Consider the following 24,949-nt stretch of genomic DNA (forward strand, 5'->3'; position numbering starts at 1 on the left):
AGCTGACCTGGGGGTAGGCTTGCGCGAGGGCGCTGTAAACCCTTCCCTGGGCGCTACTTTTTCCTTCCCTGGAAAAAGACCCTCGCTACACCCTGCCCCCAGGGCTCCTCGCAAGGCTGGTAGCCAGCATTAAAGTGGTTATTGACCGCGCAGGAACAGCTTGTCGAGATCGTGCATGCTCATCTCGGTCCAGGTCGGGCGGCCGTGGTTGCACTGGCCGCTGCGCTCGGTGCGTTCCATGTCGCGCAGCAGGGCATTCATCTCGGCCACGCTGAGCTTGCGGTTGGCGCGCACGCTGCCGTGGCAGGCCATGGTCGAGAGCAGCTCGTTGATGCGCGCTTCGAGGCGGTCCGAGCGGCCGTAGCGCTCCAGGTCGGCGAGCATGTCGCGCACCAGCGGCTCGACGTCGGCGTCACCCAGCAGCGCCGGCACCTGACGCACCAGCAGCGTCTCCGGCCCCGCCACGTCGAGCTCGACGCCGAGCCGGGTGAAGGCCTCGCGCTCGGCTTCGGCGGTGGCCACCTCGGCGGGGCTGGCGGCCAGCGACACCGGCACCAGCAGCGGCTGGGCGTCGAGCGCCCCGCCGTGGACCTGGGTCTTCATGCGCTCGTAGACGATGCGCTCGTGGGCAGCATGCATGTCGACCATCACCAGGCCGCGCTGCGACTGGGAGAGGATATAGACGCCGTGCAGCTGGGCGATGGCGTAGCCCAGCGGTGGCGCCTGAGTCGGGTCATCCTGGCCAAGCGGCGGGGCGGGTGTCATTCGCGCCCCAGGCTCCTCACTCGTCCCTGCCACCGCTGTGTCGTGGCGCTCGGCCAGTGCGACCTCGGCGGCACTCCCGCCCGGCGGCGCCGGCTGCGGGGTCAACAGGCTCTCCTCGTGCTCGGGATGCAGCGCCCGATAGCCGGCCATGAACTGGCGCACGCGGTCGGCACCGGGGCGCGGCTCGGCAACGCCCTCGCGCAGCGCCATCGGCTGCTGCTGCCAGGCGGTGGCGTCGCTCCCAGCCACTGCTTGTGCTTGTGCCTGTGGCTCGTCGGTGGCGGTGTCGGACACATCATTGGGCCGCGCCTCGCCCAGCGCGCGATGCAGGCTCGAGAACAGGAAGTCGTGGACCAGGCGACCGTCGCGGAAGCGCACCTCGTGCTTGGTGGGGTGCACGTTGACGTCGACCACGCTGGGGTCGAGCTCGAGATACAGCACGAACACCGGATGGCGACCGTGGAACAGCACGTCGCGGTAGGCCTGACGAATGGCGTGGGCCACCAGCCGGTCGCGCACCACCCGGCCATTGACGAAGAAGTACTGCTGGTCGGCCTGGGCGCGGGCATGAGTGGGCAGGCCCACCCAGCCCCACAGCCGCAGACCGCCGCTGTCGAGATCGAGATGCAGAGCGTTGTCGATGAACTTGCTGCCGAGCAGCGCGGCGATGCGCCGCTCTCGCGCCGCGGCGTCGCTGGCCGGACGCAGCTGGTGCAGCGTCTTGTGATTGTGGCGCAGGGTCCAGCCGATGTCGTAGCGCGACAGCGCCAGGCGCCGGAAGGCCTCCTCGACGTGGCCGAACTCAGTCTTCTCGGTGCGCAGGAACTTGCGCCGCGCCGGCGTATTGAAGAACAGGTCGCGGACCCCGACGCTGGTGCCGCGGGGGTGCGGGGCCGGGGTCACCCGCGGCTGCATCTCGCGGCCCTCGGCGACCACCCGCCAGCCGGCCTGGGGGTCGTCGTCAGCATTGGAGATCAGCTCCAACCGCGACACCGAGCTGATCGAAGCCAGTGCCTCACCGCGAAAGCCGAGGCTGGCCACGCCTTCGAGATCCTCGAGGCTGTCGATCTTGCTGGTGGCGTGGCGCGACAGCGCCAGCGGCAGGTCATCCTCGGCGATGCCGCTGCCGTCGTCGCGGACCCGGATCAGCTTGGCACCGCCGGCTTCGAGCTCGACCTCGATGCGCGCGCTGCCGGCATCGATGGCGTTCTCGATCAGCTCCTTGACCACCGACGAGGGCCGCTCGACCACCTCACCGGCGGCGATCTGGTTGGCCAGGCGCGGATTGAGTATCTGGATGCGGCGCGGCTGTGTCATATCACCTCGCAAGCGGCTCAGGAACGCGGGATCTGCAGCACCTGCCCGACCCGGATCACATCACCGTTGATGTTGTTGGCCTGCTTGAGCTGGCTCAGCGACACCTGGTGACGCGAGGCGATCTCAGACAGGGTATCGCCGGGCTGGATGCGGTACTCGTTGCTGCCGCCACCGCGGCCCTGGTCGCGCTGCCAGGCCAGCAGGCTGGCCGGCGGCGGGTTGCGCTGAAAGTGCTCATCGAGCCCGCCCATGATCGCCTCGGCGAGCTGGCGCTGATGGCCCGGATCGTTGAGCCGTCGCTCTTCGTCAGGGTTGGAAATGAAGCCGGTTTCGATCAGCAACGAGGGTATGTCAGGCGACGTCAGCACCCGGAAGCCGGCCTGCTCGACCCGCGACTTGTGCAGGCGGTTGACCCGGCCCAGCTGGTCGAGCACCTGACCGCCGATGGACAGCGAGTCGTTGAGTGTGGCCGTCATGGTCAGGTCGAGCAGCACGCCGCGCAGCACTTCATCCTTGTCGCGCAGCGACAGGTTGCCGTCGACGCCGCCGATCAGGTCAGCGCGGTTCTCGCTCTCGGCCAGCCACTGGGCGGTCTCGGAGGTGGCGCCGCGCTGCGACAGGGCATACACCGAGCTGCCCTGGGGCCGCGCGCTGGTAAAGGCGTCGGCATGGATCGAGACGAAGAAGTCGGCCTTCTGCTCGCGGGCGATCTGGGTGCGCTGGCGCAGGCCGACATAGTAGTCGCCGTCGCGGATCATCACCGCGCGGAAGCCTTCGCGGCCATCCACCAGCGACTGCAGCCGCCGACTGATGTCCATCACCACATCCTTCTCACGGGTTCCGCCGGGGCCGATGGCGCCGGGGTCTTCGCCGCCGTGCCCGGGGTCGATGGCGATGATGATGTCGCGCCGCGGATGCGGCTGCGCCTGCTGCAGCGCAGTGGCGGCATCGGCGGCCACCTCCGGTGATCCGCCACCACTATCGACGCTGGCCCGCCCAGCGGCGATCTCCTGCTCGCGGATCATCGCCTCAATGGGGTCGATGGGGTTCTCCACTGCGCTCTCGCCGGGGTACTCCAGGTCTACCACCAGGCGGTGGCCGTACTGGTCGTTGGGTGGCAGCGTGAAGTGACGCGGCTCGACGCGGCGCTCCAGATCGAGGACCACACGCAGGCCGCTGCCGTCGCGCACTCCGGTGCGCAGCGAGCTGATTGCGCTGCCATCGAGATCGAGGCGCGAGGTATCCGCCTGCATGCGGCTATTGTCGAGGTCGATCACCAACCGGTCGGGATTGTCGAGGGTGAACACCGAGGCTTCGGCGGGATCGGACAGGTCAAACACCAGGCGCGAGTGGTCCGGCGCCGCCCATAGCCGGACATTGTCGATGTCGGCGGCCTGGCTGGGCGGCGCCAGCAGCAGCCCGAGGCAGATGGCGAACAGTAGCGTCAGCGCCACTCCTCCCGGGCGGGAGGAAGAAGTAGCGGCCGGATTGTTCCCTGGCCACGGGGTCGTTCGGGTGTCACGGGGACTCATCGACGGGTCTCGGCTCCGATCCAGGAAAACGCTGTTCATTTTCATTCAGGCTGACTATCCGCCAGCCCAGCGGGAGTTTCAAGGCGCGCCAGCACCGCCTCGCCATAGGCGCTGCGCGCACTCAGCGTCACCCCGCGGCCGGCATCCAGCACCTCGAGCTCGAGCGCCAGGTCCGGCGCGGGCAGCCAGCCGGCACCGCGACTCGGCCACTCCACCAGGCTCAGGGTGTCGTCATCCAGCAGGTCGCGAGCGCCGATGAACTCGAGCTCCTCCGGGTCACCGAGGCGATAGAGGTCGAAATGATTCACCTCCACATCGCCCAGGCGGTAGGGCTCGACAAGGGTATAGGTCGGGCTCTTGACCGCGCCCTGATGGCCATAGGCGCGCAGGATACCGCGGGTAAGAGTGGTCTTGCCGGCCCCCAGCTCCCCCTCGAGATGCACCTGGCCGCGCCCCGCCAGCGCGCTTCCCAGCGCCGCACCAAAGGCGACCTGGGCGTCTTCATCGGGCAGTATCACGTACATCGCTCGTCCGCGGGTTAGCCAATCGTCGCGCATAGGATGCCAGATCGCCGGCCAGCAGACCACGCTCGCCGGCGTCCGCGGCGGCCAGATCGGCGGCGCGGGCGTGCAGCACTACCCCGCTACGGGCAATCTTACCCAGCACGCCGCCACCGCGGCCGAACTGCGCCACCAAGGCGCCAAGCATCCCGCTCAGCGCATCGCCCATGCCGCCGCTGGCCATGCCGGGGTTGCCGAACGAGCACACCGCCAGGTCCGCCTCATCGCCAACCAGGGTGCCGGCGCCCTTGAGCACCCACTGGCCACCGTAGCGGCGCGCCAGGGCGGCCACTGCGCCAGGCCGGTCGTGCTGTACCTCGCGACTCGAGCAGCCGAGCAGCCGCGCCGCCTCGCCGGGATGCGGCGTGAGTATCCAGTCATCCCGACGGGGTGGCGATGCCATCCCGGCCAGCAGATTGAGGGCATCGGCGTCGACCACCAGCGGCTTGCCCGCCGCCAGTGCCGCCTGCCACATGCCCTGCCCCCAGGCGCCCTGGCCAAGCCCCGGCCCCACCACTATCGCATCGGCGCCGTCGAGCAGCGATGCAAGGTCGGCGGGGCCGCGCAGGCCGTGAACCATCACTTCCGGGCAGCGGACGAGGCTCGCCGTGACATGCTCCGGTGCAGTGGCCAGGCTGACCCGGCCGGCCCCCAGCCGCGCCGCCACCTCGCTGGCCAACAGCGCCGCACCGCCGAACCCCGGCGCTCCGCCGAGCACCAGCAGGTGGCCGTGATCGCCCTTGTGGCTGTCGCGGCGCCTTGGCGCCAGCAGCGGATCCGGCGCGTCATCCAGCAGCCAGGCCGCCGCGGCAAGATCGCCGTGCTGCGCTGCGTCCACCCCCAGCGTCAGCAGGCGATGCTCGCCGACGTGGGCCACGGCGGCGCCGGTATGCAGGCCCAGCTTGTCGGCGATGAAGGTGGTGGTCAGGGTTGCCTCGACGGCGCAGCCGAGCACCGCGCCGCTGTCGGCCGAGAGCCCCGAGGGGATGTCAACGGCCAGCACCGGCAACTCGCTGGCGTTGATGGCCGCGATGGCCGCGGCGAATGGCTCACGCACCTCACCGCTCAGCCCTGTGCCCAGCAGCGCATCCACCACTACTTCGCCCATGATGCTCATATCGGCAGACCAGGCCTGCGGCTTAAGGCCGACGCGACGGGCCATGGCCACGGCGCGGCCAGCATCACCCTCGAGGCTATCGGGATCGCGCAGGGCGATCAGCTGCACGTCGAACCCGTCGCACACTGCCAGCGCCGCCAGCACATAGCCGTCGCCGGCGTTATTGCCGGCGCCGCACACTACGCTCAACCGGCGCGCCTGCGGCCAGCGCTGGCGCAGGGCGTCGAAGGCGGCGCTGGCGGCCTGCTGCATCAGGCTAAAGCCGTCGATGCCCGCAGCGATGGTGCGGCGGTCGAGTTCGCGCACCTGCTCGGCGCGGTACAGGGGGCGCAGGGCCTGCTGCATGGACTGCTCCTAAACCAGGGCTATGGATACCACCGCTCGGGACTGATCCGCCGGCAGGCCTATGAGGAGGCGCTGTGAACCCATCCCTGGGCGCTACCTACGCCATCCCTGGCGTAGAACCTCCTCTGCGACCTGCCGCCAGCGCCCCTCGCTAGTAGCAACTGCGTTAGACTTAGCTCTTAAATGACGTGTTATTGAGACTAGTATAAGGTGGTGCGCCCTTGGGCCCATCCACTCAGCCTTCATCGTCTTTCCATCATGTCCGAGACATCTACCGCGCTCACCGCCAGCGAGCTGCATACGCTGGCCGCCGAGATCAAGACCTGGGGCCGTGAGCTGGGCTTTCAGCAGGTCGGCATCACCGATACCGATCTGGAAAACCACGAACGCTATCTCGAGCGCTGGCTGGCGGCAGGCCACCACGGCGAGATGGGCTTCATGGCCAAACACGGCACCAAGCGCACCCGTCCCGCCGAGCTGGTGCCCGGCACTCTGCGGGTGATCAGCGTGCGCATGGACTATCTGCCGCCGGAGGTGGAGACCACCAAGACGCTGGGACAACCGCAGATCGCCTATGTCTCGCGCTACGCCCTGGGCCGCGACTACCACAAGCTGATCCGCAAGCGCCTGGCGCAGCTCGCCCAGCAGATCGAGCAGCGCGTCGGCGCCTTCGGCTACCGCGCCTTCGTCGACTCGGCGCCGGTGATGGAGCGTGCCCTGGCGCAGAAGGCGGGGCTCGGCTGGTTCGGCAAGAACTCGATGCTGCTCAACCCCCAGGCCGGCTCGCTGTTCTTCCTCGGCGAACTCTATACCGACCTGCCGCTGCCGGTGGACGAATCCTTCACCAGCGAGCACTGCGGCAAGTGCGACGCCTGCCAGGTGGCCTGCCCCACCGGCGCCATCGTCGATGACAAGGTGGTCGACTCGCGGCGCTGCATCTCCTACCTGACCATCGAGCTGCACGGCGCGATCCCCGAGCAGTATCGCCGCGCCATGGGCAACCGGGTCTACGGCTGCGACGACTGCCAGCTGGTATGCCCCTTCACGCGCTTTACGCGGCTCAGCGCCGAGGCCGACTTCGCGCCGCGCCACGACCTCGACCGCGCCTCGCTGGTGCGACTATTCGGCTGGAGCGAAGAGGAGTTTCTGAGCAGGACCAAGGGCAGCGCGATCCGCCGCATCGGCTACCCGCGCTGGCTACGCAACCTGGCGGTGGGCCTGGGCAACGCCCCGCCCAGCGAGACGGTGCGCACCGCGCTGCGGGCACGGCTCGCCTACCCCTCCGACCTGGTTCGCGAGCACGTGCGCTGGGCGCTGGCCGAGCAGCGCGACAAGCAGGCCGCGCTGATCGCCAGCAGCTGAGAGGGTGCCTACAAAAGGGCTGCGCTCACTGCGGCAGCTTGATAAAGGTCTCGCGGTAGTGGGCCAGCTCGGCGACCGACTCCTTGATATCGTCCATCGCCAGGTGCACGTTGCGCTTCTCGAAGCCCTTGGTCGCCTCTGGATGCCAGCGCTTGGCCAGCTCCTTGAGGGTCGAGACGTCGAGGTTGCGGTAGTGGAAGAAGGCCAGCAGCTCGGGCATCTCGCGCTCCAGGAAGCGTCGATCCTGATGCACGCTGTTGCCACACATCGGCGAACTGCCGGGCTTGACGTAGCGGCGCAGGAACTCGAGCGTCTGGCGCTGGGCCTCGTCGGTGCCGATCTGGCTCTCCTGGACCCGCTTGACCAGCCCCGACTCGCCGTGGGTCTTCTGGTTCCAGGCGTCCATGCCCTCCAGCAGGCTGGCGTTCTGGTGCACCGCGATCACCGGGCCTTCGGCAATGACCTCGAGCCGGTTATCGGTGATCAGCGTCGCCACTTCGATGATGCGCTCACGAACCGGGTCGAGCCCGGTCATCTCCAGGTCGATCCACACCAGCAGGTCGTCACGGGGGGCCTGGCCTTGATCATCCGCCATCAGGGGTCTCTCCTTGAGGTACAATGCCCCATTGTACCCGTCACAAGGCCGTCATGAGCAAACGTAAGCTGACCCGCCAGCAGCGCTGGCGCATCGAGAAGATCCAGGCCGAACGCGCCAAGCGCGCCGAGCGTGTCGACGCCCGCGATGGCGAACGCCTCGAGGCGGGCGAATTCGGCCCCGAGCGCCCCGGCCGGGTAACCGCTCACTTCGGCCGCAGCCTCGACGTCGAGGCCGTCGATGACAGCGGCCAGCGTCACCGCCACCGCTGCCATATGCGCGCCAACATGGATGGGCTGGTGACCGGTGACCGGGTGGTGTGGCGCCAGGCCAATGACGACAGCGGCGTGGTGGTAGCCCGCGGCGAGCGCGACAGCGTCCTGGAGCGCCCCGACGCCCGCGGCCAGCTCAAGCCGGTAGCCGCCAATCTCGACCAGATCCTGATCGTGTTCGCCGCCGAACCCGAGCCCCATGCCAACCTGATCGACCGCTACCTGGTCGCCGCCGAGGCCACCGGCATCACCCCGGTGCTGGTGCTCAACAAGGTCGACCTGCTGCCAGAGCACGGCGGCGAGCTGCGCGATCTGCTCGACCGCTACGAAGCGCTGGGCTACCCGGTGGTACTGGCCAGCGTCAAGCAGCAGGACGGCCTGGATGCCCTGCACCAGCGCCTGACCGGACGCACCTCGGTGTTCGTCGGCCAGAGCGGTGTCGGCAAGTCGTCGCTGATCGACCGCCTGCTGCCCGACCACGCACTGCGCATCGGGGCACTCTCCGAGGACTCGCGCAAGGGCACCCATACCACCACCACGGCGATGCTCTACCACTTGCCCGCAGGCGGCGAGCTGATCGACTCGCCGGGCATCCGCGAGTTCGGCCTCACCCACCTCGACGCCGAGCAGGTCACCGTCGGCTTTATCGAGTTTCACGACTATCTCGGCCGCTGCCGCTTTCGCGACTGCCGCCACCGCGAGGAGCCGGGCTGCGCCCTGCTGGCCGCCGTGGAGCGCGGCGACATCCATCCACAGCGCTTCGCCAGCTACCGGCGCATCCTCGCCTCGCTGGAGTCAGACGGCGAGTGAGGCCGCTCGCCGCATCCGTGCGGAGTGTGCCATCATCGCCTCAACGCCATTGCAGACCGCAAGGAGTCACCGATGAGCTCTGAAGCCAATCTACTGCCGTTGATCGTCGAGCCGGACCAACTGGCCGAGCATCTCGACGCCTCCGAGCTGCTGATCGTCGACGTGCCGCTCAAGGCCGAAAGCTATGCCGAGGGTCATGTCCCCGGCGCGCTGTTCCTCGACCACCGCCGGCTGGTGCGCGGCAGCGGCGAGGTGCCCAACGACGTGCCCGACGTCGAGGCGCTGTCGGCGCTATTCTCGTCCCTGGGGCTGACCCGTGACACCCATGTGGTGGCCTACGATGACGAGGGCGGCGGCTGGGCCGGGCGCCTGTTGTGGACCCTGGAGCTGATCGGCCATAGCCGCTACTCCTACCTCAACGGCGGCATTCACGCCTGGCGCCAGGAGGGACACGAGGTCTCGCAGCAGGCCACCGACCCGACACCCAGCGACTACCAGGCGGAGATCCTCAACCCCGAGGTCAATATCGACGTCGAGACGATCAAGGAACGCATCGGTGATCGCCAGTTCGCGGTGTGGGACGCCCGCTCCCCCGAAGAGTACGCCGGCGAGAAAGGCCAGAACAAACACCTCGGCCATATTCCCGGCGCGGTGAACATGGAGTGGACTCGCGCCATGGACGCCGAGCGCGGCCTACGCATCCGCGACTACGCCGAGCTGATCACCGAGCTCGAGGCACTGGGCCTGACGCCGGAGAAGGAAGTGATCACTCACTGCCAGAGCCACCACCGCAGCGGCCTGACCTGGCTGGTGGGCAAGGCGCTGGGCTTCGAGAAGATCCGCGCCTATGCCGGCTCCTGGAAGGAGTGGGGCAACCGCGACGATACGCCGATAGAGAAGTGAGCTGGAAGCGGCGCGCTGCCAGCTTCAGGCTCACGGGCACTTAGCCCGCCCTAGCGATCATCTATTCAAAGACCCTGAAGAGACTTAACGTACGTGTCACCATCCAAGCTATTCGCCCTGATTCAGTACCCGCTGCCCCATCACCTTATCTCGCGGCTGGTTGGCCTGCTCGCCGAGACACGAATCGGCTGGCTCAAGAACCTGCTGATCAAGGCCTTTATCCGTCGCTTCAAGGTCGACATGAGCCAGGCCGCCGAGCCCGATCCCACCGCCTACGCCTGCTTCAACGCCTTTTTTACCCGCGCCCTCAAGGCCGACGCCCGCCCGCTCGGTGAAGGGCTACTGTGCCCCGCCGACGGTACCCTGTCACAGTTCGGCGTGACCCGCCACGGCACCCTGGTGCAGGCCAAGGGCCAGGCCTACTCGGTCACCAGCCTGCTGGGTGGCGACATGCAGCGCGCCGAGCCCTTCCGCCAGGGCAGCTTCGCCACCGTCTACCTCTCCCCCCGCGACTACCACCGCGTGCACATGCCGCTGACCGGCACCCTGCGCGAGATGGTCTATGTACCGGGGCGGATTTTTTCCGTCAACCAGGCCACCGCCGACCATGTGCCAGCGCTGTTTGCCCGCAACGAGCGGCTGGTGTGCATCTTCGATACCGAGCATGGCCCCATGGCCATGGTGCTGGTGGGGGCGATGATCGTCGCCGCCATCGAGACGGTGTGGGCCGGGCAGATCACGCCGCTGGGCAACGAGGTGCAGTCGATTCGCTTCGACACCCCCATCACCCTGGAGCGCGGCGCCGAGATGGGCCGCTTCAAGCTCGGCTCCACGGTGGTGATGTGCTTCTCGGAGGAGATGCCCTTCGATGAGGACGCCCTCGCGTTTGGCGACAGCGTTCAGATGGGGCAGTCATTAGGCGACCTTAGCACCCCATAGTGAGGGGCGCCGGGGGACAGGTCGAAACGGGGGGCTTTAGGCCTGTCGACGGATCAGCCCTGAGCGGTGAAAACTGTCTTCCCCCCGGCACCCTGAGGCGGCCTAGCAACGCGGCGTGGCGAAGGCCATCACCTCCGCCACGCTCTGCTTGCCAAGCGCCAGTTGCAGCAGCCGATCGAGGCCCAGCGCCACGCCACAGGCCGGCGGCATGCCGGCCGCCAGCGCCGCCAGCAGCCGCTCGTCGATGTCGACCTCGGACCGCCCCAGCGCGCGGCGCTGGGTATTGTCGGCGTTAAAGCGGGCGCGCTGCTCAGCGGCGTCGGTGAGCTCGTCGTAGCCGTTGGCGAGCTCCAGCCCGGCCAGATAGATCTCGAAGCGTGCCGCCACCCACTCGCCATCCTGCGGATCGCGCTGTCGCCGCGCCAGCGCCGCCTGGCTAGCCGGATAGTCGACCACTGCGTCAATGCCCTCCCTGCCCAGCGTCGGCTCGATCACCAGGCTCATCAGCAGGTCAAGGCAATCGTCGCGGGGGCTGTCGGCCATATCCAACCCGCTATGCCTGGAGGCGAGCCGCTGCAGTTCATCCAGCGCCACGCTAAACGGGTCGATTTCAAGCGCTTCACGAAACAGCTCACGATAGCGGCGCTGGCGCAGCGGGCCGGGGTCCTGCGGCAGCAGGTGGCGGACCAGGGCCTCGCACTCGGCGATCAGTTCAGCCAGCGAAAAGCCCGGGCGGTACCACTCGAGCATGGTGAATTCGATATTGTGGCGCCGCCCCACCTCGCCGTCGCGGAAGCTGCGCGCCAGCTGAAAGATAGGCCCTGAGCCTGCGGCCAGCAGCCGCTTCATATGGAATTCCGGCGAAGTCTGCAGCCATAGCGTCTCGCGGCCGTCCGGGGTGGTCGCCTGGGTCGACAGCGAGGCCAGGTGCACGTCGCTGCTGCCGCCGTGGCCCAGCACCGGGGTCTCGACCTCGAACACATCGCGCTCGGCAAAAAACGCCCGCAGCGCGGCGATCAGCCGCGCCCGCTCGCGCAGCGTCGTGATCTCCGCCGTGGGCTGCCAGTCGGTCGCCATGACGAACTCCTCAAGAAACGGCGAAGGCCACGCCGAGAAACAGCATGGCCTTCGTGTGGGGGCTATACCGCGGCTAGTCGGCGACAGAGCTACGCGGACACACTGTGAACCCATCCCTGGGCGCTCACTTTTTCATCCCTGAAAAAGAGTTCCGCTACGCCCTGTCCCCTGCGCCGCTCGACCTTCCGATCCAGTATCTTTTTCGCCCTCTCCGAGCGATGGAAGCCACACCCGAGACCGCCTGCCCCGGGCGCCGCTCTCAGCCGTTATGCCCTGGAGACATACTCGCCGCTGCGCGTATCGATCTTCAACACTTCGCCCTGGTTGATAAACAGCGGCACGCGCACCACGGCCCCCGACGACAGCGTCGCCGGCTTGGAGCCGCCCTGGGCGGTATCGCCCTTGAGGCCGGGGTCGGTCTCGACGACCTCCAGCTCGATGAAGTTAGGCGGGTTGACGTTGATCACCTTGTCGTCCCACAGGGTGATGGTGTAGGCCACCTGCTCCTTGAGCCACTTCTCGGTATCGCCCAGGGCGCGCTTTTCCGCGGCATACTGCTCGAAGGAGCCATCGGTCATCATGAAGTACCACATCTCGCCGTCAGAGTAGAGGTACTCCATCTCCAGCTCGAGGACGTCGGCCCCTTCCAGCGATTCGCCGGACTTGAAGGTGCGCTCCCAGACCCGGCCAGTCATCAGGTTGCGTAGTTTGACACGACTGAAGGCCTGGCCCTTGCCCGGCTTGACGAATTCGTTCTCCACAATCGAGCAGGGGTCGCCGTCGAGCATGACCTTCAGACCGCCCTTGAATTCGTTGGTAGAATAGTTCGCCATGATGCCTCGCTAATGATGCTGACGCCGTAAACCGGTGGCCCGGCTCACGCGCAGAGAATGTCGACGACGAGCCTCGCCCACCGCCTTGCCATGTTGAGTGTGCCGCATGATAACCCGAAGCCCCGCCAAAGTGCAGACCGCAACCCCGCTGCTGGCCACCGACGGCAGCTGGCAACGCCAGCTCTCCCAGGCCATCCGCGACCCGGAGGCGCTGTGCCGGCGACTGGGGCTCGACCCCGCCTGGCTGCCCGGCGCCGCGACCGGACATGCGCTGTTCGAGGTGTGCGTGCCCGAGGCGTATCTGGCCCGCATCGTGCCCGGCGATCCCCACGATCCGCTGCTGCGCCAGGTGCTGCCGCTGGCCGCCGAAGCCGAGACCCCCGCAGGGTTCGTCAACGACCCGCTGGCCGAGGCGGCGCATACCCCGCGTCGCGGGCTGATCCACAAGTACGCCGGCCGGGTGCTGCTGATCGCCAGCCCGACCTGCGCCATCAACTGCCGCTACTGCTTCCGCCGCCACTTCCCCTACGACGCCAACGCGCCATCCCGGGCGCAGTGGCAGGAGAGCCTCGACTACCTGCGCAACGACAGCAGCATTCACGAAGCGATCCTCTCCGGCGGCGACCCGCTGGCCGCCAGCGACCGCCAGCTTGCCTGGCTGGTGGGCGAACTCGAGGCGATCCCGCATCTCAGGCGGCTGCGCATCCACACCCGCCTCCCGGTAGTGATCCCCGACCGGATAGACGACGCCCTGCTCGACTGGCTGGCGGCCTCGCGGCTACAGAAGGTGGTGGTGCTGCATATCAATCACGCCAACGAGATCGACGACGCGGTGGAGGCAGCCTGCGAGCGGCTGACGCGCGCTGGCGTGACCCTGCTCAATCAGAGCGTGCTGCTGCGCGGCGTCAACGACAGCGTCGATGCCCTGGCCGCGCTCTCCGAGCGGCTGTTCGAAGCCGGTGTGCTGCCCTACTACCTCCACGTGCTCGACCCAGTGTCAGGGGCGGCGCACTTCGACGTGTCCGATGCAGAGGCCCGCACGCTGGTCGCGGAGCTGCGCAAGGCGCTGCCGGGCTTTCTGATGCCGCGCCTGGTGCGCGAGATACCTGGCGAAGCGAGCAAGACGCCGCTGTAGCTAATTCGCATGTCATTCAGCTCGGCCCGCGGCGCGTTCGGATAACGCCGCGTTCATGGCGCTGAACCCCGCGCGCAGGAGCGGCATCAGCAGCCATAGCAGCGGCGCAAGTAGCCAACGATATACCCAGCGCGCAATGACCAAGAGAGGGAAGAGCACAGCAAACCAGATCAGGAACTGGCCCAGCCAGGCCGGCCAGCCGAGCCAGCGTGCGAGATTGGCACCAAGCGCACTGACCAAGCTGGGGTGGCGAACGACCACATAGGCGGTACCGGCCACCGCGGCCACCTTGGCCATGCGCGGCAGGGCCGCGAAGCGCCCGCCGGTGGCGACCATGCCTTGGCGCATCCCTTGCCGGACACCCCGGGCCTCAATGCTACCCACCCGCGCACCACGCGCCGTACGGCCGGCCTTCAGCACCTTGACGGTACTCGCCATGACCAACAGATCGACACCAGCCCAGCCCAGATCGCTTGCGCCTATTGCCTCGCCCTGTCGCCACTGGCTCTCCAGGTCGCGCAGTCCACGGGTGAAGAAGTCTCCCACGCCCGCTACCATGCGTTCGCCCTGTAGCCACTCCACGCTGCCCTCGTCGCTGACCACGAACTGGTTAAGCAGCCCGTGGCCGTGTGACGCCAGCAGCGCAATACCCATCTGGCCGCGGCGGTAGGGCGTCAACTCCGCCATCCCGGGTGCATGCTCGCTCTCATCGCTCCACCAGTCGCTGACTTGCTGATAGCGCTCACCAATCCAGTGCCTTGCTCGCAGGGTGGCGATGTCGTGATCGCGGAAGTAACTCACCGGCAGTACCGCATCCGCGCCGTAGCGCACCAGCAGATCCTGAAATTGCGGAGACAGCCCGTAATCGAGCAGCGTGCTGCGCGCGATATCGCCGTGGCGCATGATCGCCAAGGAGGCGCTCATCCACAGCGCCTGATCCGCGGCGAAGCTGAGAAAGAGCACGTTGATCTCCGGTGACTCCTCGCGCAGTGATGGCTCAAGCGCGGGAAGGGACCGCTCGACCTCCAAGCGCACCAGCCTGGCCTCGAATGGCTCATGAGAGGCCGCCGCGGACAGCATCCCAGCGACCAGCACGGCGACCAACGCCATGACCCGCCAAGACCGCATGACCTCCCCCTCCCTGCTCCACGAACTTGCTTATGCCAGGCTAGCGGCCGTCACGTTGGCCGCCGGCGCCTGGGTCGAGCGGTGGCGATTGACGGCGCTGATCACCGCCTTCATCGAGGCGCTGGTGATGCTTTCGTCGATTCCGACGCCAAACACCGCCTCCTCACCGAGACGCACCTCGACGTAGGCCACCGCCTCGGCATCCGAGCCCTGGCCGCGGGAGTGCTCGTGGTAGTCGATGATCTCAGCGTCGACGCCGTGGGCCGCCAGGGCCTTGATAAAGGCCGCCAGCGGACCGTTGCCGGCACCGGCGATGGTGTGGCGCTGGCCGTCCTGGTCGATGGCGGCTTCCAGCGTCACCCTCGGGCTGTCCGCCTCGGAGGAGAGCCGATGGTTGATCAGCGCCAGCGGCGAGGTCTGCTCGAGGTACTCGTCGGCGAAGGCCTGGAAGATCATCTGCGAGGTGATCTCCTTGCCGGTGCGTTCGGCGACGTCCTGTACCACGTGGCTGAACTCGATGGAGAGCCGGCGCGGCAGCTCGATGCCGTGCTCCTCCTCGAGCAGGTAGGAGACCCCGCCCTTGCCCGACTGGCTATTGACCCGGATCACCGCCTCGTAGCTACGGCCCACGTCGAGCGGGTCGATGGGCAGGTAAGGTACGTCCCACACCGCCTCAGGGTGGTTGCGGCGCTCGGACATGCCCTTCTTGATGGCATCCTGGTGGGAGCCGGAAAAGGCGGTGAACACCAGGTCGCCGACGTAGGGATGCCGCGGGTGGACCGGCAGCTGATTGCAGTACTCCACCTCACGCATGATCGGCGTGATATTGGAGAAATCGAGGCCCGGGTGCACTCCCTGGGTATACAGGTTCATGGCCAGTGTCACGATATCCACGTTGCCGGTGCGCTCGCCGTTGCCGAACAGCGTGCCCTCGACACGGTCGGCGCCGGCCATCACCGCCAGCTCGGCGGCGGCGACGCCGGTGCCACGGTCGTTGTGCGGGTGGACGCTGACGATCAGCCGGTCGCGGTGATTGATATTGCGGCAGAACCACTCGATCTGGTCGGCGTAGTTATTGGGTGTGGCAACCTCCACCGTAGCCGGCAGATTGACGATCATCGGCTTCTCGGCGGTGGCGCCATAGGTCGCCATCACCGCCTCGACGATCTCCACGGCGAAGTCCATCTCGGTGGAGGTGAACAGCTCCGGCGAGTACTGGAAGGTCCAGTGGGTCTCGGGGCGCGCCGCCATCAGATCGCGAATCTGTGCGGTGGCATCGGTGGCGATCTTGATGCACTCGGGCTTGTCAACGTTGAACACCACGCGGCGGAACATCGGGTCGGTGGCATTGTAGACGTGCACGATGGCGTTCTTGGCGCCCTGCAGCGCCTCGAAGGTGCGCTCGATGAGATGCGGCCGCGCCTGGGTCAGCACCTGAATGGTCACATCGTCCGGCACCAGGTCCTGTTCGATCAGCTCACGCACATAGTCGAAGTCGATCTGCGATGCCGACGGAAACCCGACCTCGATCTGCTTGAAACCCAGCTCCACCAGCATCGCGAAGAAGCGCCGCTTGCGCTCCATGTCCATGGGGTCGATCAGCGCCTGGTTGCCGTCGCGCATGTCGACGCTGCACCAGATCGGCGGCGACTCGATGCGCTGGCTGGGCCACTGCCGGTCGGGCAGGTCGACGGCAACGAAAGGGCGGTACTTGACGGACGGGTCGGTGAGCATCATGGCGTGATCTCCAGGGCATGGGAACGAGGCATCGAGAAACGAAAACGCCCCGAGCGCAGCGGGCGCGTCGGGGCGTAGACAGCTGGGTCGCTGCAGCACTGGGTGGCGGCAACGACATGACGGCGAATGGCACGGCACTCGGCGTATGCGGTAACGGTGGCTGCATCAGCAGTAAAGCGGTAGTGAGACATTTCGACCCTCGGCGTAGCGTGACTAGAAGATGCGATGCGCAGCATCGCCCGGCGCGATCAGCGGCCGGCTAGTAGTCGTAGGGCTAGGCGTAGGCGAAGAAATGTCGTGTTCATGCGCATAGCAAATCAGTCTGCTGCCAAGGTGTCAAGCCTCATCGCCATTGGTAGGCGAATTATCCCCGGCTCAGGGGCTTATGGTCACGCCATAGACGCAGCAATGCCCCGGGCATTTGCTGCTCGTCGAGCTCCACGGACCATTGGCACCGCCCCTCGGCATCTTCGATGGCGAGATGAAAGCGGCGTCGGTCGACGGCGTCGGTGGCCATCGGCGCTGCTGCGCAGCGCGCGGCCTCCGCCAACAATTGCCACAGCCGCTCGCGTTGGGCCTCACCAAGCCGATCGCAGCATACCAAGCGCGGCTGCGCCAACCCGGGGAAGTGTGCAATACCGCCTTCGCGACGCAGGCTGAGGCGGCTGGAGATGCCCAGTGGCGGTGGTTGGCACTCGGTACCGGCATTCATTAGGTATCGCCTCGCTACGTCTTCGCTACCTCACTGCCACACCGACATCCCGCCAGGCATCACGGGTCGCCGTCCACTCGCGACTGCCCTGCCCGTAGCGCTGCCCGGCGTTGTCCAATGTCAATTCCGCGAAGGCCGTGAAATCACTCTCACGCCCGAGACGCTCATCCAGCAAGGTGGCATACCACAACGGGCCAGCGACATCCCAGGCATGGCCGCCCAGCGCCATGGCCAGGCGATGGAAGGCACGATTGGGAATCCCGGAGTTGATATGCACGCCACCGTTGTCATCCTCGGTCTCGACGAAATCACGCATATGCCCTGGCTGAGGGTCACGCCCCAGCAGCGGGTCATCATAGGCACTGCCAGGGTCGGCCATGGAGCGCAGGGCGCGCCCCGCCACACGCTCGGTGAACAGCCCAGCACCGATCAGCCAGTCGGCTTCCTCGACACGCTGCCCCAGCCGGTACTGCTTGACCAGGCTACCGAACACATCCGACAGCGACTCGTTGAGTGCGCCGGCCTGGTGGGCGTAGACCAGATCCGCCTCATGCTGGATCACACCATGGGTCAGCTCGTGGGCGATGATGTCCAAGGCGATGGTGAAGCGATTGAACAGCTCACCGTCGCCATCGCCAAAGACCATCTGGGTGCCGTCCCAGAAGGCGTTCTCGTAGTCGCGACCGAAATGTACCGTGGCCTGTAACGCCATCCCTCGATCGTCGATGGAGTGGCGCTGGTGCTTCTCCCAGAAATAGCGATAGGTCGCTCCAAGGCCGTGGTAGGCCTCGTCGATGGCCGCATCGCCACTCTCGGCTTCGTCGCCCTCGCGCCTCACCAGCCGCCCCGGCAGCTCTTGCCGCTGCCCGGCAGAATATATGTAGCGCACCACCTGGCCGCGCGCCGAACTCCCCTGCGGCAAGTGCGCCGCGCCCTCACGCGCCCGGAACTGCCGGTCGGCAAGCAACGTATGCCGGGCACACTCACGCAATCGCTGGCTACCACCGGAAGCAATTCGTTCAAGCAGATAAGGCGGCACGAACGGCCGCGAAACGTGCTGGATGTCGGTCATACCTCACGTCCCAGTCGGTATATGACGGTGGCACATCGCTGGGTCAACCAGCGATGTCTCTTCCTCATGAGGCTCACATCCTTGACGAAGGTTCCGTCATCGATCCCGCTGCTGCAGCAGGGCTTCCATGCGCGTGAGCTGGTCGCGCAGCTCGCGCACGTCGCTACGCAGGCCGTGGAGCTCGGCGGCCTCGCCCTCACCACTCTCGAGCTCCATCAGGGTATTCTCCTTCTGCATCACATCGAGCACGATGCCGATCATCATGTTGAGAAAGATGAAGGCGTTGAGGAAGATGAACGACAGGAAGTAGATCCAGCTGTAGCCGTAATGCTCCATGGTCGGATAGAGCACTGCCGTGGCCCAGCTCTCGAAAGTCGCTACCTGGAACAGCGTCAGCATCGCCAGCGAGATATTGCCCCATAAGCTCTCGTCGACGTCGTGGAACAGGAAACTGCCGATGGCGGCATAGATGTAGAAGATGATGAACATCAACAGCGCCACATAGCCCATCCGCGGAATCGACTTGAACAGCGCCGAGACCAGCATGCGCAGCTCGGGGATCATCGACACCAGGCGCAGCACGCGGAAGATCCGCAGCAGACGTGCCAGCAGCACCATCTCCGAATCCTCCAGCGGGATCATGCTGGCAGTGACGATCAGGAAGTCGAAGATGTTCCAGCCTTTCTTGAAGAAGTCGCGCAGGCGCTTCTCCGCCGCCATGCGAATCAGTATCTCGACCAGGAAGAAGCCGGTCACCGCCATGTCGAAGACACGCATCACCTGCTCGAAGCGGCTGGTCTCTTCGTAGGTCTTGGCCCCCACCAGCAGCGCCGAGATGATGATGATGGCGATGACGCAGGTCTCGAAAATCTTGTTGCTGCGCAGACGCTCGAAGCGCGCCTGCCAGGTATCGAAGGGTTGATTCATGGGGTCACACCGGGGTCGCTCACTGACGCCGAAACGGCGCGCCATGGTAGCACATTCGTCGTTTCGCCACGTCAGCGAGCAGTCGCCCGGTCAGCCTCGGGTCACCTGGCTGGCCGGGCGTGCCACCACCAACGCCTCGGGTTTGCCGAGCCTCGCCAGTTGGGCGTCACGCAGCACCTCGCCGAGTTCGCTGCCGGGCTGCACCGGGCGCGGCGTGAGCTGCACCTGGCGCAGCGCGCCATGCCGGTCGAGACGCTGCACCCAGCCCAGTTCACCGCTGGCAAAGCGCGCCAGGCTGCCCACCGGGGTGATCCCGAAGCGGCGGATGTAGCGCTGCACCCACTCGCGGTCGAAGGCGCCAGGCTGACCCAGCAAGTGGCGATAGATCTCGCTCGGGCTACGCGCCGGGCGATCCGCCCGCGGCCGCCCCATGGCGTCGGCCACATCGACCACTGCCGCCATGCGCGATAGCGACTCGAGCTGCTCGCCCCGGCGCCCGGCGGGATAGCCGCTGCCGTCGAGACGCTCATTGATGCCACTCACCACGGCGCTGCGAATTGCCGGCGACAGCCAACGACAAGCGTCGAGACGCGACTCGAGCAGCGCGACGTGCTGGTGCATCTCGCTGCGCTGGGCATCGTCCAGGGCGGTCGCACGGCGCAATACGTGACGCAGGGGTGACGGCAGCAGTGCCTTGCCCAGGTCGTGGAGCATGGCGCTGGCCACCAGCGCCTTGCACACATCCCGAGGCAGCCCCTGAGCCACGGCCAGGTCGCCCAGCCTCACCGCCACGCCGATGCCGTGCTGAATCAGCAGCGGATCGTCGACCAGGCACACACTGGCAAACAGCAGCGCCTCGCGATCCTCCTCGAGCAGGCCCAGCAACGTATCGCTATGTCTAGAGAGCAGCCCGGCATCGACCTGCTGGCCCTCCATCAGCTGCAGCAGCTGGCGGTCCAGATAAGCGGCGACCTTGGCCAGCCGCCGCGCCATGGGCGTGGCGTAGTCGGCGCCGTGGTTGCGGGCAGGCACGGACGCCGGCGTATTCTCGTCAGCGGCGAACAGCGCCGAGGGCGACAGGTCACGATTGCCCTCCAACCCATTGCGCGCCCCTTCCCGCTCGATCTCACGCACGAAGTACCACAGCCGTCGCTCCAGCTCGGCGTTTACATCGGCAAACTCACAGCCGAGGCGCACCTGCTGCTCGCCATCGGCTTGAATGTGTCGTACGAAAGCGCTGGTGGTGAGCTGCTGCCGGTTGGGAAAACGCAGCGTCAGTGCCTCGAGGTGCTGCCCAGACCGCAGGTGCACCGCGGCGCTCATTGGGACTTCGAGCAGGCAGCCCCCCAGCGATAGGTTACTCAGCTGGCCAGCCAATTCCACGCGCTCCTGGCCATCGTCGAAGCCCAGCGTGGCGGCGACCGACATGCCCGGCCCCAGCTCGGCGCGAAATACCTCGCGGCGATGCATGACCCACAGCTGCTCGGGGTAATCGCAGCGGAATTGCAACCGCCCAGGGGCCTCTACCCAGCCCTGAAACACCAGCGGCGGCGTGGTCAGCATCGCCCCGCGGGCCTGGCCCATCAACCGCAGCGGTTTGACACCGCCGATCTCATTGGCGATCTCGCGCACTGCGGTGATATCGACCAGCAGCGAGCTCCCCTCTTCCACCGCCATCAGCAGCGCCGGAATGGGCTCCCCGGGCGGCTCGCCAATGGCCAGCGAGGCACCGCCGGGCTCACTGAGCCCATCCAATAAGGCATTGATTTCACCAGTATTATCAACCACTACGTGGCTGTCGCTAGGCTCCATGCGGGCCCTCGTCTGTCATCCTGCGGATATCGCCAACGCTACGGCGCCGGCCCGATACAGGGGTATCGGCCGGCGCCGCGGTTACTTTAGGGTTACATATCGCACAGCTGTCAGCCTACCATGATCGGGCCATTGAGGATGGTCAGCAGATCCTGGGCGTGATGGGCTGCATCGTGGCCCAGGGTGGTCAGATAGCCACCGTCCTCCTGGGTCACCAGCCCCTTCTCGTAGAGCCGCCGGGTGGCGGCGATGGCCTCGGCTTCTGCACTCGAGTGCACCTTGATGCCCTCTTGGGTGGTGGCCAGGTTGAACAGGCGTAGAATCTTCAGCTCTTCGAGCAGCTCGGCTGTGTAGGTCATGGCGGCCTCGTATTGTGTTTGTCGTGCAGACGTGCGCTGGGCGTTAACACTTAGGAGTGTCCGTCTTCCAGGTCGATCTGTCGATAGCCGATCAGGTAGAGCACCGCATCCAGCCCCAGGGTCGAAATCGACTGGCGCGCCTGGCGGCGCACCAGCGGCTTGGCGCGAAAAGCGATCCCAAGCCCGGCGGCGGCGAGCATCTTGAGATCATTGGCCCCATCGCCGACGGCAATGGTCTGCTCCATGGCCAGCCCCTCGCGGGCAGCGATCTCGCGCAGCAGCTCGACCTTGCGATCGGCATCCAGGATCGGCTCGCGCACCTCGCCGGTGACCTTGCCGTCCTCGATCACCAGCTGGTTGGCATGTACCTCATCGAAGCCCAGGCGCTGCTGCAGATGATCGGCAAAATAGGTAAAGCCGCCGGAGAGGATCGCGGTGCGGTAGCCGAGGCGTTTGAGCTGGGCCATCAGGCGCTCGACACCATCCATTAGCGGCAGCGATTCGGCGATCTCGGCCAGCACCGACTCGTCGAGCCCCTTGAGCTTGGCCATGCGCTGGCGGAAGCTCTGCTGGAAGTCGAGCTCACCACGCATGGCCCGCTCGGTGATCTCGGCAACCTCGTCGCCGACGCCGTGGCGACGGGCGAGTTCGTCAATCACCTCAGTCTGGATTAGCGTCGAGTCCATGTCGAAGCACACCAGGCGACGATGGCGGCGCCAGATCGAGTCCTCCTGAATGGCGATATCGACGCCGTGCATGGCGCCCAGCGCCAGTGCTTTCTCGCGCAGGGCGTCGAGGTCGACCTCCTCGCCGCGCAGCCAACACTCCACGCAGGCGCCCTGGATGCTGTGGTGGTCGCGGGGCACGCCGCCGTCCAGCGGCTCGCGGCCGGAGAGGCGGTGGATCAGCTCCACGGTGAGGCCGTGCTCGGCGGTGAGCGCCCCCACCTCGGCGAGGATTCCCGCCGGCAGGTGCGGCGCCAGCAACGTCAGGATCAGCCGTGGCTGGCTGGCCTCGCTGCTCCAGCGCTGATAGTCCTCGGCCGATACCTGGATGGCCTGGACATCAAGACCGAGCGCCGCACCGCTCTCGGCCAGCAGCGCCTCGAGATCCTCGTCGCGCTCGATGCCGACCAGCGCCTCCAGCGACAGAATCCCGAAGGTCACGCTCTGGTTGATGTCGAGCAGCCGTGCGCCACCCTTGGCCAGCGCCTTGCCGAGGCCGGCCAGCTGGCCGGGACACGCCGTGCCGGTGGCGCGAATCAAGAGTCGTCGCGTCATGCCGAGACCTCCAGGGCATCGACCTTCTGGAAGCCGCGCGGCAACTTGCTGCCGCGCCGGCCACGTTCGCCGCGATAGTAGGCCAGGTCGTCGAGTTTGAGGGTCAGCTTGCGCTTGCCGGCATGAATCACTAGCGCATCGCCCGCGCCGAGTACCACCAGGTCGCGTACGAACTCCTCGCGTCGCGCAGCGCGCAAGCCGGGAATGTCGATCATCTTGTTACCCTTGCCCTTGGCCATCTGCGGCAGGCTGTCGAGGTCGAACACCAGCAGCCGGCCTTCGTTGGACACCGCTGCCACCAGGCAGCCCTCGGTGGCCGGCAGCAGCTGCGGCGGCAGCACGTTGCAGCCCTTGGGCAGGCTGAGCACCGCCTTGCCGGCCTTGTTCTTGCCGGTGAGGTCCTCCAGGCAGGCAATGAACCCGTAGCCGCCGTCGGAGGCCAGCAGGTAGCGCGTGTCGGGCGGCGCCAGCATCAGCCCTGCCATATGCGCCCCGGCCACCACGTTGACCCGGCCGGTGACCGGTTCACCCTGGCTGCGGGCGCTGGGCAGATTGTGGGCGGCCAGGGTGTAGGCGCGCCCGGTATCGTCGAGCAGCACCAGCGGCTGATTGGTCTTGCCGCGGGCGGCCAGGGCGAAGCGATCGCCGGACTTGTAGGAGAGTCCCTCGGGATCGATCTCATGCCCCTTGGCACTGCGGATCCAGCCCTTCTCGGAGAGCACCACGGTGATCGGGTCGGCGCCTAGCAGTTCGACTTCGGAGAGCGCCTTGGCGTCCTCGCGCTCAACCAGCGGCGCACGCCGCGCATCGCCGTGCTCGCGCCCCGCCTCGCGAATTTCCTCCTCGATCAGGTCGGTCAGGGCGGCATCGTTGCCGAGCAGCTCCTGCAGACGGTCGCGCTCGGCCAGCAGCTCATCCTGCTCGCCGCGGATCTTGAACTCTTCGAGCTTGGCCAAGTGGCGCAGCCGCAGTTCGAGGATCGCCTCGGCCTGGCGATCGCTGAGCCCGAAGGCTTCCATCAGCGCCGGCTTGGGGGCGTCTTCCTCGCGGATGATACGGATCACCTCGTCGATATTGAGGTAGGCGACGAGCAGGCCCTCAAGGAGGTGCAGGCGATCCTCGACCTTGCCCAGGCGGTGCTCGAGGCGGCGACGCACCGTGCTACGCCGGAAGCGCAGCCACTCGCCAAGCAGCGCGGGCAGCGCCAGCACCCGCGGCCGGCCGTCGAGGCCGATCACGTTCATGTTGACGCGAATGTTCTTCTCGAGGTCGGTGGTGGCAAACAGGTGCGCCATCAACGACTCGATGTCGACCCGGTTGGAGCGCGGTTCGATCACCAGCCGGGTCGGCTCCTCGTGGGTCGACTCGTCGCGCAGGTCAGCGACCATCGGCAGTTTCTTGGCCTGCATCTGAGCGGCGATCTGCTCCAGCACCTTGGAACCGCTGACCTGGTAGGGCAGTGCAGTGATCACGATGCTGCTCTCTTCCATCGCGTAGCGGGCGCGCAGCTTGACCGAGCCGCGGCCGCTCTCGTAGAGCTTGGCCAGGTCGTCGCGGGGGGTGATGATCTCCGCCGCTGAGGGGAAGTCCGGCGCCGGCAGATACTGCATCAGCTCAGCCGTGGTGGCCTCGGGATGGCGCAGCAGATGGCAGGTGGCCTCGACCACCTCATTGACGTTGTGCGGCGGTATATCGGTGGCCATGCCCACCGCGATGCCGGTACCGCCGTTGAGCAGTACATGAGGCAGGCGCGCGGGTAGCACCACCGGCTCGTTCATGGTGCCGTCGAAGTTGGGCGTCCAGTCGACGGTGCCCTGGCCGAGCTCGGCGAGCAGCACTTCGGCGAACTTCGACAGCCGCGCCTCGGTGTAGCGCATGGCGGCGAACGACTTGGGATCGTCGGGGCTACCCCAATTGCCCTGGCCGTCGACCAGCGGATAGCGATAGCTGAACGACTGGGCCATCAGCACCATCGCTTCGTAGCAGGCGCTGTCGCCGTGCGGGTGGAACTTGCCGAGCACGTCGCCGACGGTACGCGCCGACTTCTTGTATTTGGCACTGGCGTTGAGCGAAAGCTCGCGCATGGCGTAGATGATGCGCCGCTGCACGGGTTTCATGCCGTCGCCGATATGCGGCAAGGCGCGGTCGAGAATCACGTACATCGAGTAGTCGAGGTAGGCTTTCTCAGTGTATTCGCGCAGTGAGAGACGTTCGACGTCGCCCTCCGCCACGTGGATATCCATGGTCATTCGATAAGCCCCTGGTCAGGGTTCAAGAATCATCTTCTGCTCAACCCGCGGCTTTACCGGCGACAGCTCGTCGAGGAGGCGCTGTAAACCCATCCCTGGGCGCTACCTGCG

At 66.7% G+C, this 24,949-nt stretch carries 22 protein-coding genes; 5 read left to right on the forward strand and 17 right to left on the reverse strand.

From position 1 onward, the window contains the following. Nucleotides 1–138: 138 nt before the first annotated feature. Genes mutL through CK498_RS11340 form a run of 4 tightly spaced genes read right to left on the reverse strand, consistent with a single transcriptional unit; the run spans nt 139 to nt 5,636 of the window. Nucleotides 139–2,082, reverse strand: a complete 1,944-nt coding sequence (mutL, locus tag CK498_RS11325) for a DNA mismatch repair endonuclease MutL (protein WP_095620974.1) — start codon at nt 2,080–2,082, stop codon at nt 139–141. Nucleotides 2,083–2,099: 17 nt separating this feature from the next. Next, nucleotides 2,100–3,614 (reverse strand): N-acetylmuramoyl-L-alanine amidase, encoded by a 1,515-nt coding sequence (locus CK498_RS11330; protein ID WP_095620975.1) that lies wholly within the window; start codon nt 3,612–3,614, stop codon nt 2,100–2,102. A 41-nt stretch (nt 3,615–3,655) separates the two neighbouring features. Continuing rightward, complete coding sequence (gene tsaE, locus CK498_RS11335) at nt 3,656–4,138, reverse strand: tRNA (adenosine(37)-N6)-threonylcarbamoyltransferase complex ATPase subunit type 1 TsaE (RefSeq protein ID WP_095620976.1); 483 nt, start codon at nt 4,136–4,138, stop codon at nt 3,656–3,658. Continuing rightward, nucleotides 4,116–5,636, reverse strand: a complete 1,521-nt coding sequence (locus CK498_RS11340) for an NAD(P)H-hydrate dehydratase (protein ID WP_095620977.1) — start codon at nt 5,634–5,636, stop codon at nt 4,116–4,118. The genes tsaE and CK498_RS11340 overlap by 23 nt, the downstream gene beginning before the upstream one ends. 258 nt (nt 5,637–5,894) lie before the next feature. Between CK498_RS11340 and queG the strand changes: the two genes are divergently transcribed. Beyond that, complete coding sequence (gene queG / locus CK498_RS11345) at nt 5,895–6,998, forward strand: tRNA epoxyqueuosine(34) reductase QueG (protein WP_095620978.1); 1,104 nt, start codon at nt 5,895–5,897, stop codon at nt 6,996–6,998. Between the two features lie 25 nt (nt 6,999–7,023). Here queG and orn read toward each other — a convergent pair whose 3' ends face one another. Further along, nucleotides 7,024–7,593 (reverse strand): oligoribonuclease, encoded by a 570-nt coding sequence (orn, locus tag CK498_RS11350; RefSeq protein ID WP_176475779.1) that lies wholly within the window; start codon nt 7,591–7,593, stop codon nt 7,024–7,026. 53 nt (nt 7,594–7,646) lie between these two features. On the opposite strand from orn, the gene rsgA reads away from it, so the two are divergent. From rsgA to asd, 3 genes are all read left to right on the forward strand, one after another. Continuing rightward, the gene (rsgA, locus tag CK498_RS11355; RefSeq protein WP_095621310.1) at nt 7,647–8,675 is read left to right on the forward strand and encodes a small ribosomal subunit biogenesis GTPase RsgA; all 1,029 of its coding nucleotides are present in this window, start codon (nt 7,647–7,649) and stop codon (nt 8,673–8,675) included. 72 nt (nt 8,676–8,747) lie between these two features. Beyond that, on the forward strand, nt 8,748–9,578 hold the full coding sequence (locus tag CK498_RS11360) for a sulfurtransferase (RefSeq protein ID WP_095620979.1): 831 nt from the start codon (nt 8,748–8,750) through the stop codon (nt 9,576–9,578). A gap of 93 nt (nt 9,579–9,671) precedes the next feature. Then, a complete protein-coding gene (asd, locus tag CK498_RS11365; protein ID WP_095620980.1) occupies nt 9,672–10,517 on the forward strand; it encodes an archaetidylserine decarboxylase in 846 nt (281 codons plus the stop codon). Between the two features lie 102 nt (nt 10,518–10,619). On the opposite strand, the gene epmA is transcribed toward asd, so the two are convergent. Together epmA and efp are read right to left on the reverse strand one after the other, a co-directional pair. Beyond that, nucleotides 10,620–11,594 (reverse strand): EF-P lysine aminoacylase EpmA, encoded by a 975-nt coding sequence (epmA, locus tag CK498_RS11370; protein WP_095620981.1) that lies wholly within the window; start codon nt 11,592–11,594, stop codon nt 10,620–10,622. A gap of 266 nt (nt 11,595–11,860) precedes the next feature. Next, nucleotides 11,861–12,427: an elongation factor P gene (gene efp, locus CK498_RS11375; RefSeq protein ID WP_076747105.1), complete on the reverse strand. Its 567-nt coding sequence runs from the start codon at nt 12,425–12,427 to the stop codon at nt 11,861–11,863. 106 nt (nt 12,428–12,533) lie between these two features. Here efp and epmB point away from each other — a divergent pair, with 106 nt between their 5' ends. Continuing rightward, nucleotides 12,534–13,562, forward strand: coding sequence for an EF-P beta-lysylation protein EpmB (gene epmB / locus CK498_RS11380; protein WP_095620982.1), 1,029 nt, complete (start codon nt 12,534–12,536; stop codon nt 13,560–13,562). A gap of 12 nt (nt 13,563–13,574) precedes the next feature. Here epmB and CK498_RS11385 read toward each other — a convergent pair whose 3' ends face one another. The 10 genes from CK498_RS11385 to parC all read right to left on the reverse strand — a co-directional run bounded on the left by CK498_RS11385 (nt 13,575) and on the right by parC (nt 24,838). Next, nucleotides 13,575–14,690 (reverse strand): hypothetical protein, encoded by a 1,116-nt coding sequence (locus CK498_RS11385; protein ID WP_095620983.1) that lies wholly within the window; start codon nt 14,688–14,690, stop codon nt 13,575–13,577. Between the two features lie 30 nt (nt 14,691–14,720). After that, entirely contained in the window at nt 14,721–16,427 is a 1,707-nt protein-coding gene (leuA, locus tag CK498_RS11390; RefSeq protein ID WP_095620984.1) for a 2-isopropylmalate synthase, read from the reverse strand. Beyond that, nucleotides 16,424–16,618, reverse strand: coding sequence for a hypothetical protein (locus tag CK498_RS25770; protein ID WP_141246943.1), 195 nt, complete (start codon nt 16,616–16,618; stop codon nt 16,424–16,426). The genes leuA and CK498_RS25770 overlap by 4 nt, the downstream gene beginning before the upstream one ends. Nucleotides 16,619–16,791: 173 nt before the next feature. Next, entirely contained in the window at nt 16,792–17,139 is a 348-nt protein-coding gene (locus CK498_RS11395; protein WP_095620985.1) for a protealysin inhibitor emfourin, read from the reverse strand. 25 nt (nt 17,140–17,164) lie between these two features. Beyond that, the gene (locus CK498_RS11400) at nt 17,165–18,211 is read right to left on the reverse strand and encodes a M4 family metallopeptidase (RefSeq protein WP_095620986.1); all 1,047 of its coding nucleotides are present in this window, start codon (nt 18,209–18,211) and stop codon (nt 17,165–17,167) included. Nucleotides 18,212–18,307: 96 nt separating this feature from the next. After that, nucleotides 18,308–19,138, reverse strand: a complete 831-nt coding sequence (locus CK498_RS11405; RefSeq protein WP_095620987.1) for an ion transporter — start codon at nt 19,136–19,138, stop codon at nt 18,308–18,310. A 90-nt stretch (nt 19,139–19,228) separates the two neighbouring features. Continuing rightward, the gene (locus CK498_RS11410) at nt 19,229–20,950 is read right to left on the reverse strand and encodes an HD domain-containing phosphohydrolase (RefSeq protein ID WP_095620988.1); all 1,722 of its coding nucleotides are present in this window, start codon (nt 20,948–20,950) and stop codon (nt 19,229–19,231) included. A 110-nt stretch (nt 20,951–21,060) separates the two neighbouring features. Beyond that, a complete protein-coding gene (locus tag CK498_RS11415; protein WP_095620989.1) occupies nt 21,061–21,309 on the reverse strand; it encodes a TIGR02647 family protein in 249 nt (82 codons plus the stop codon). Between the two features lie 50 nt (nt 21,310–21,359). Then, complete coding sequence (gene serB, locus CK498_RS11420) at nt 21,360–22,589, reverse strand: phosphoserine phosphatase SerB (protein WP_095620990.1); 1,230 nt, start codon at nt 22,587–22,589, stop codon at nt 21,360–21,362. Then, entirely contained in the window at nt 22,586–24,838 is a 2,253-nt protein-coding gene (parC, locus tag CK498_RS11425; protein ID WP_095620991.1) for a DNA topoisomerase IV subunit A, read from the reverse strand. The genes serB and parC overlap by 4 nt, the downstream gene beginning before the upstream one ends. Nucleotides 24,839–24,949 lie beyond the last annotated feature (111 nt).

It is taken from the genome of Halomonas salipaludis, assembly GCF_002286975.1.
Lineage (GTDB): Bacteria > Pseudomonadota > Gammaproteobacteria > Pseudomonadales > Halomonadaceae > Franzmannia > Franzmannia salipaludis.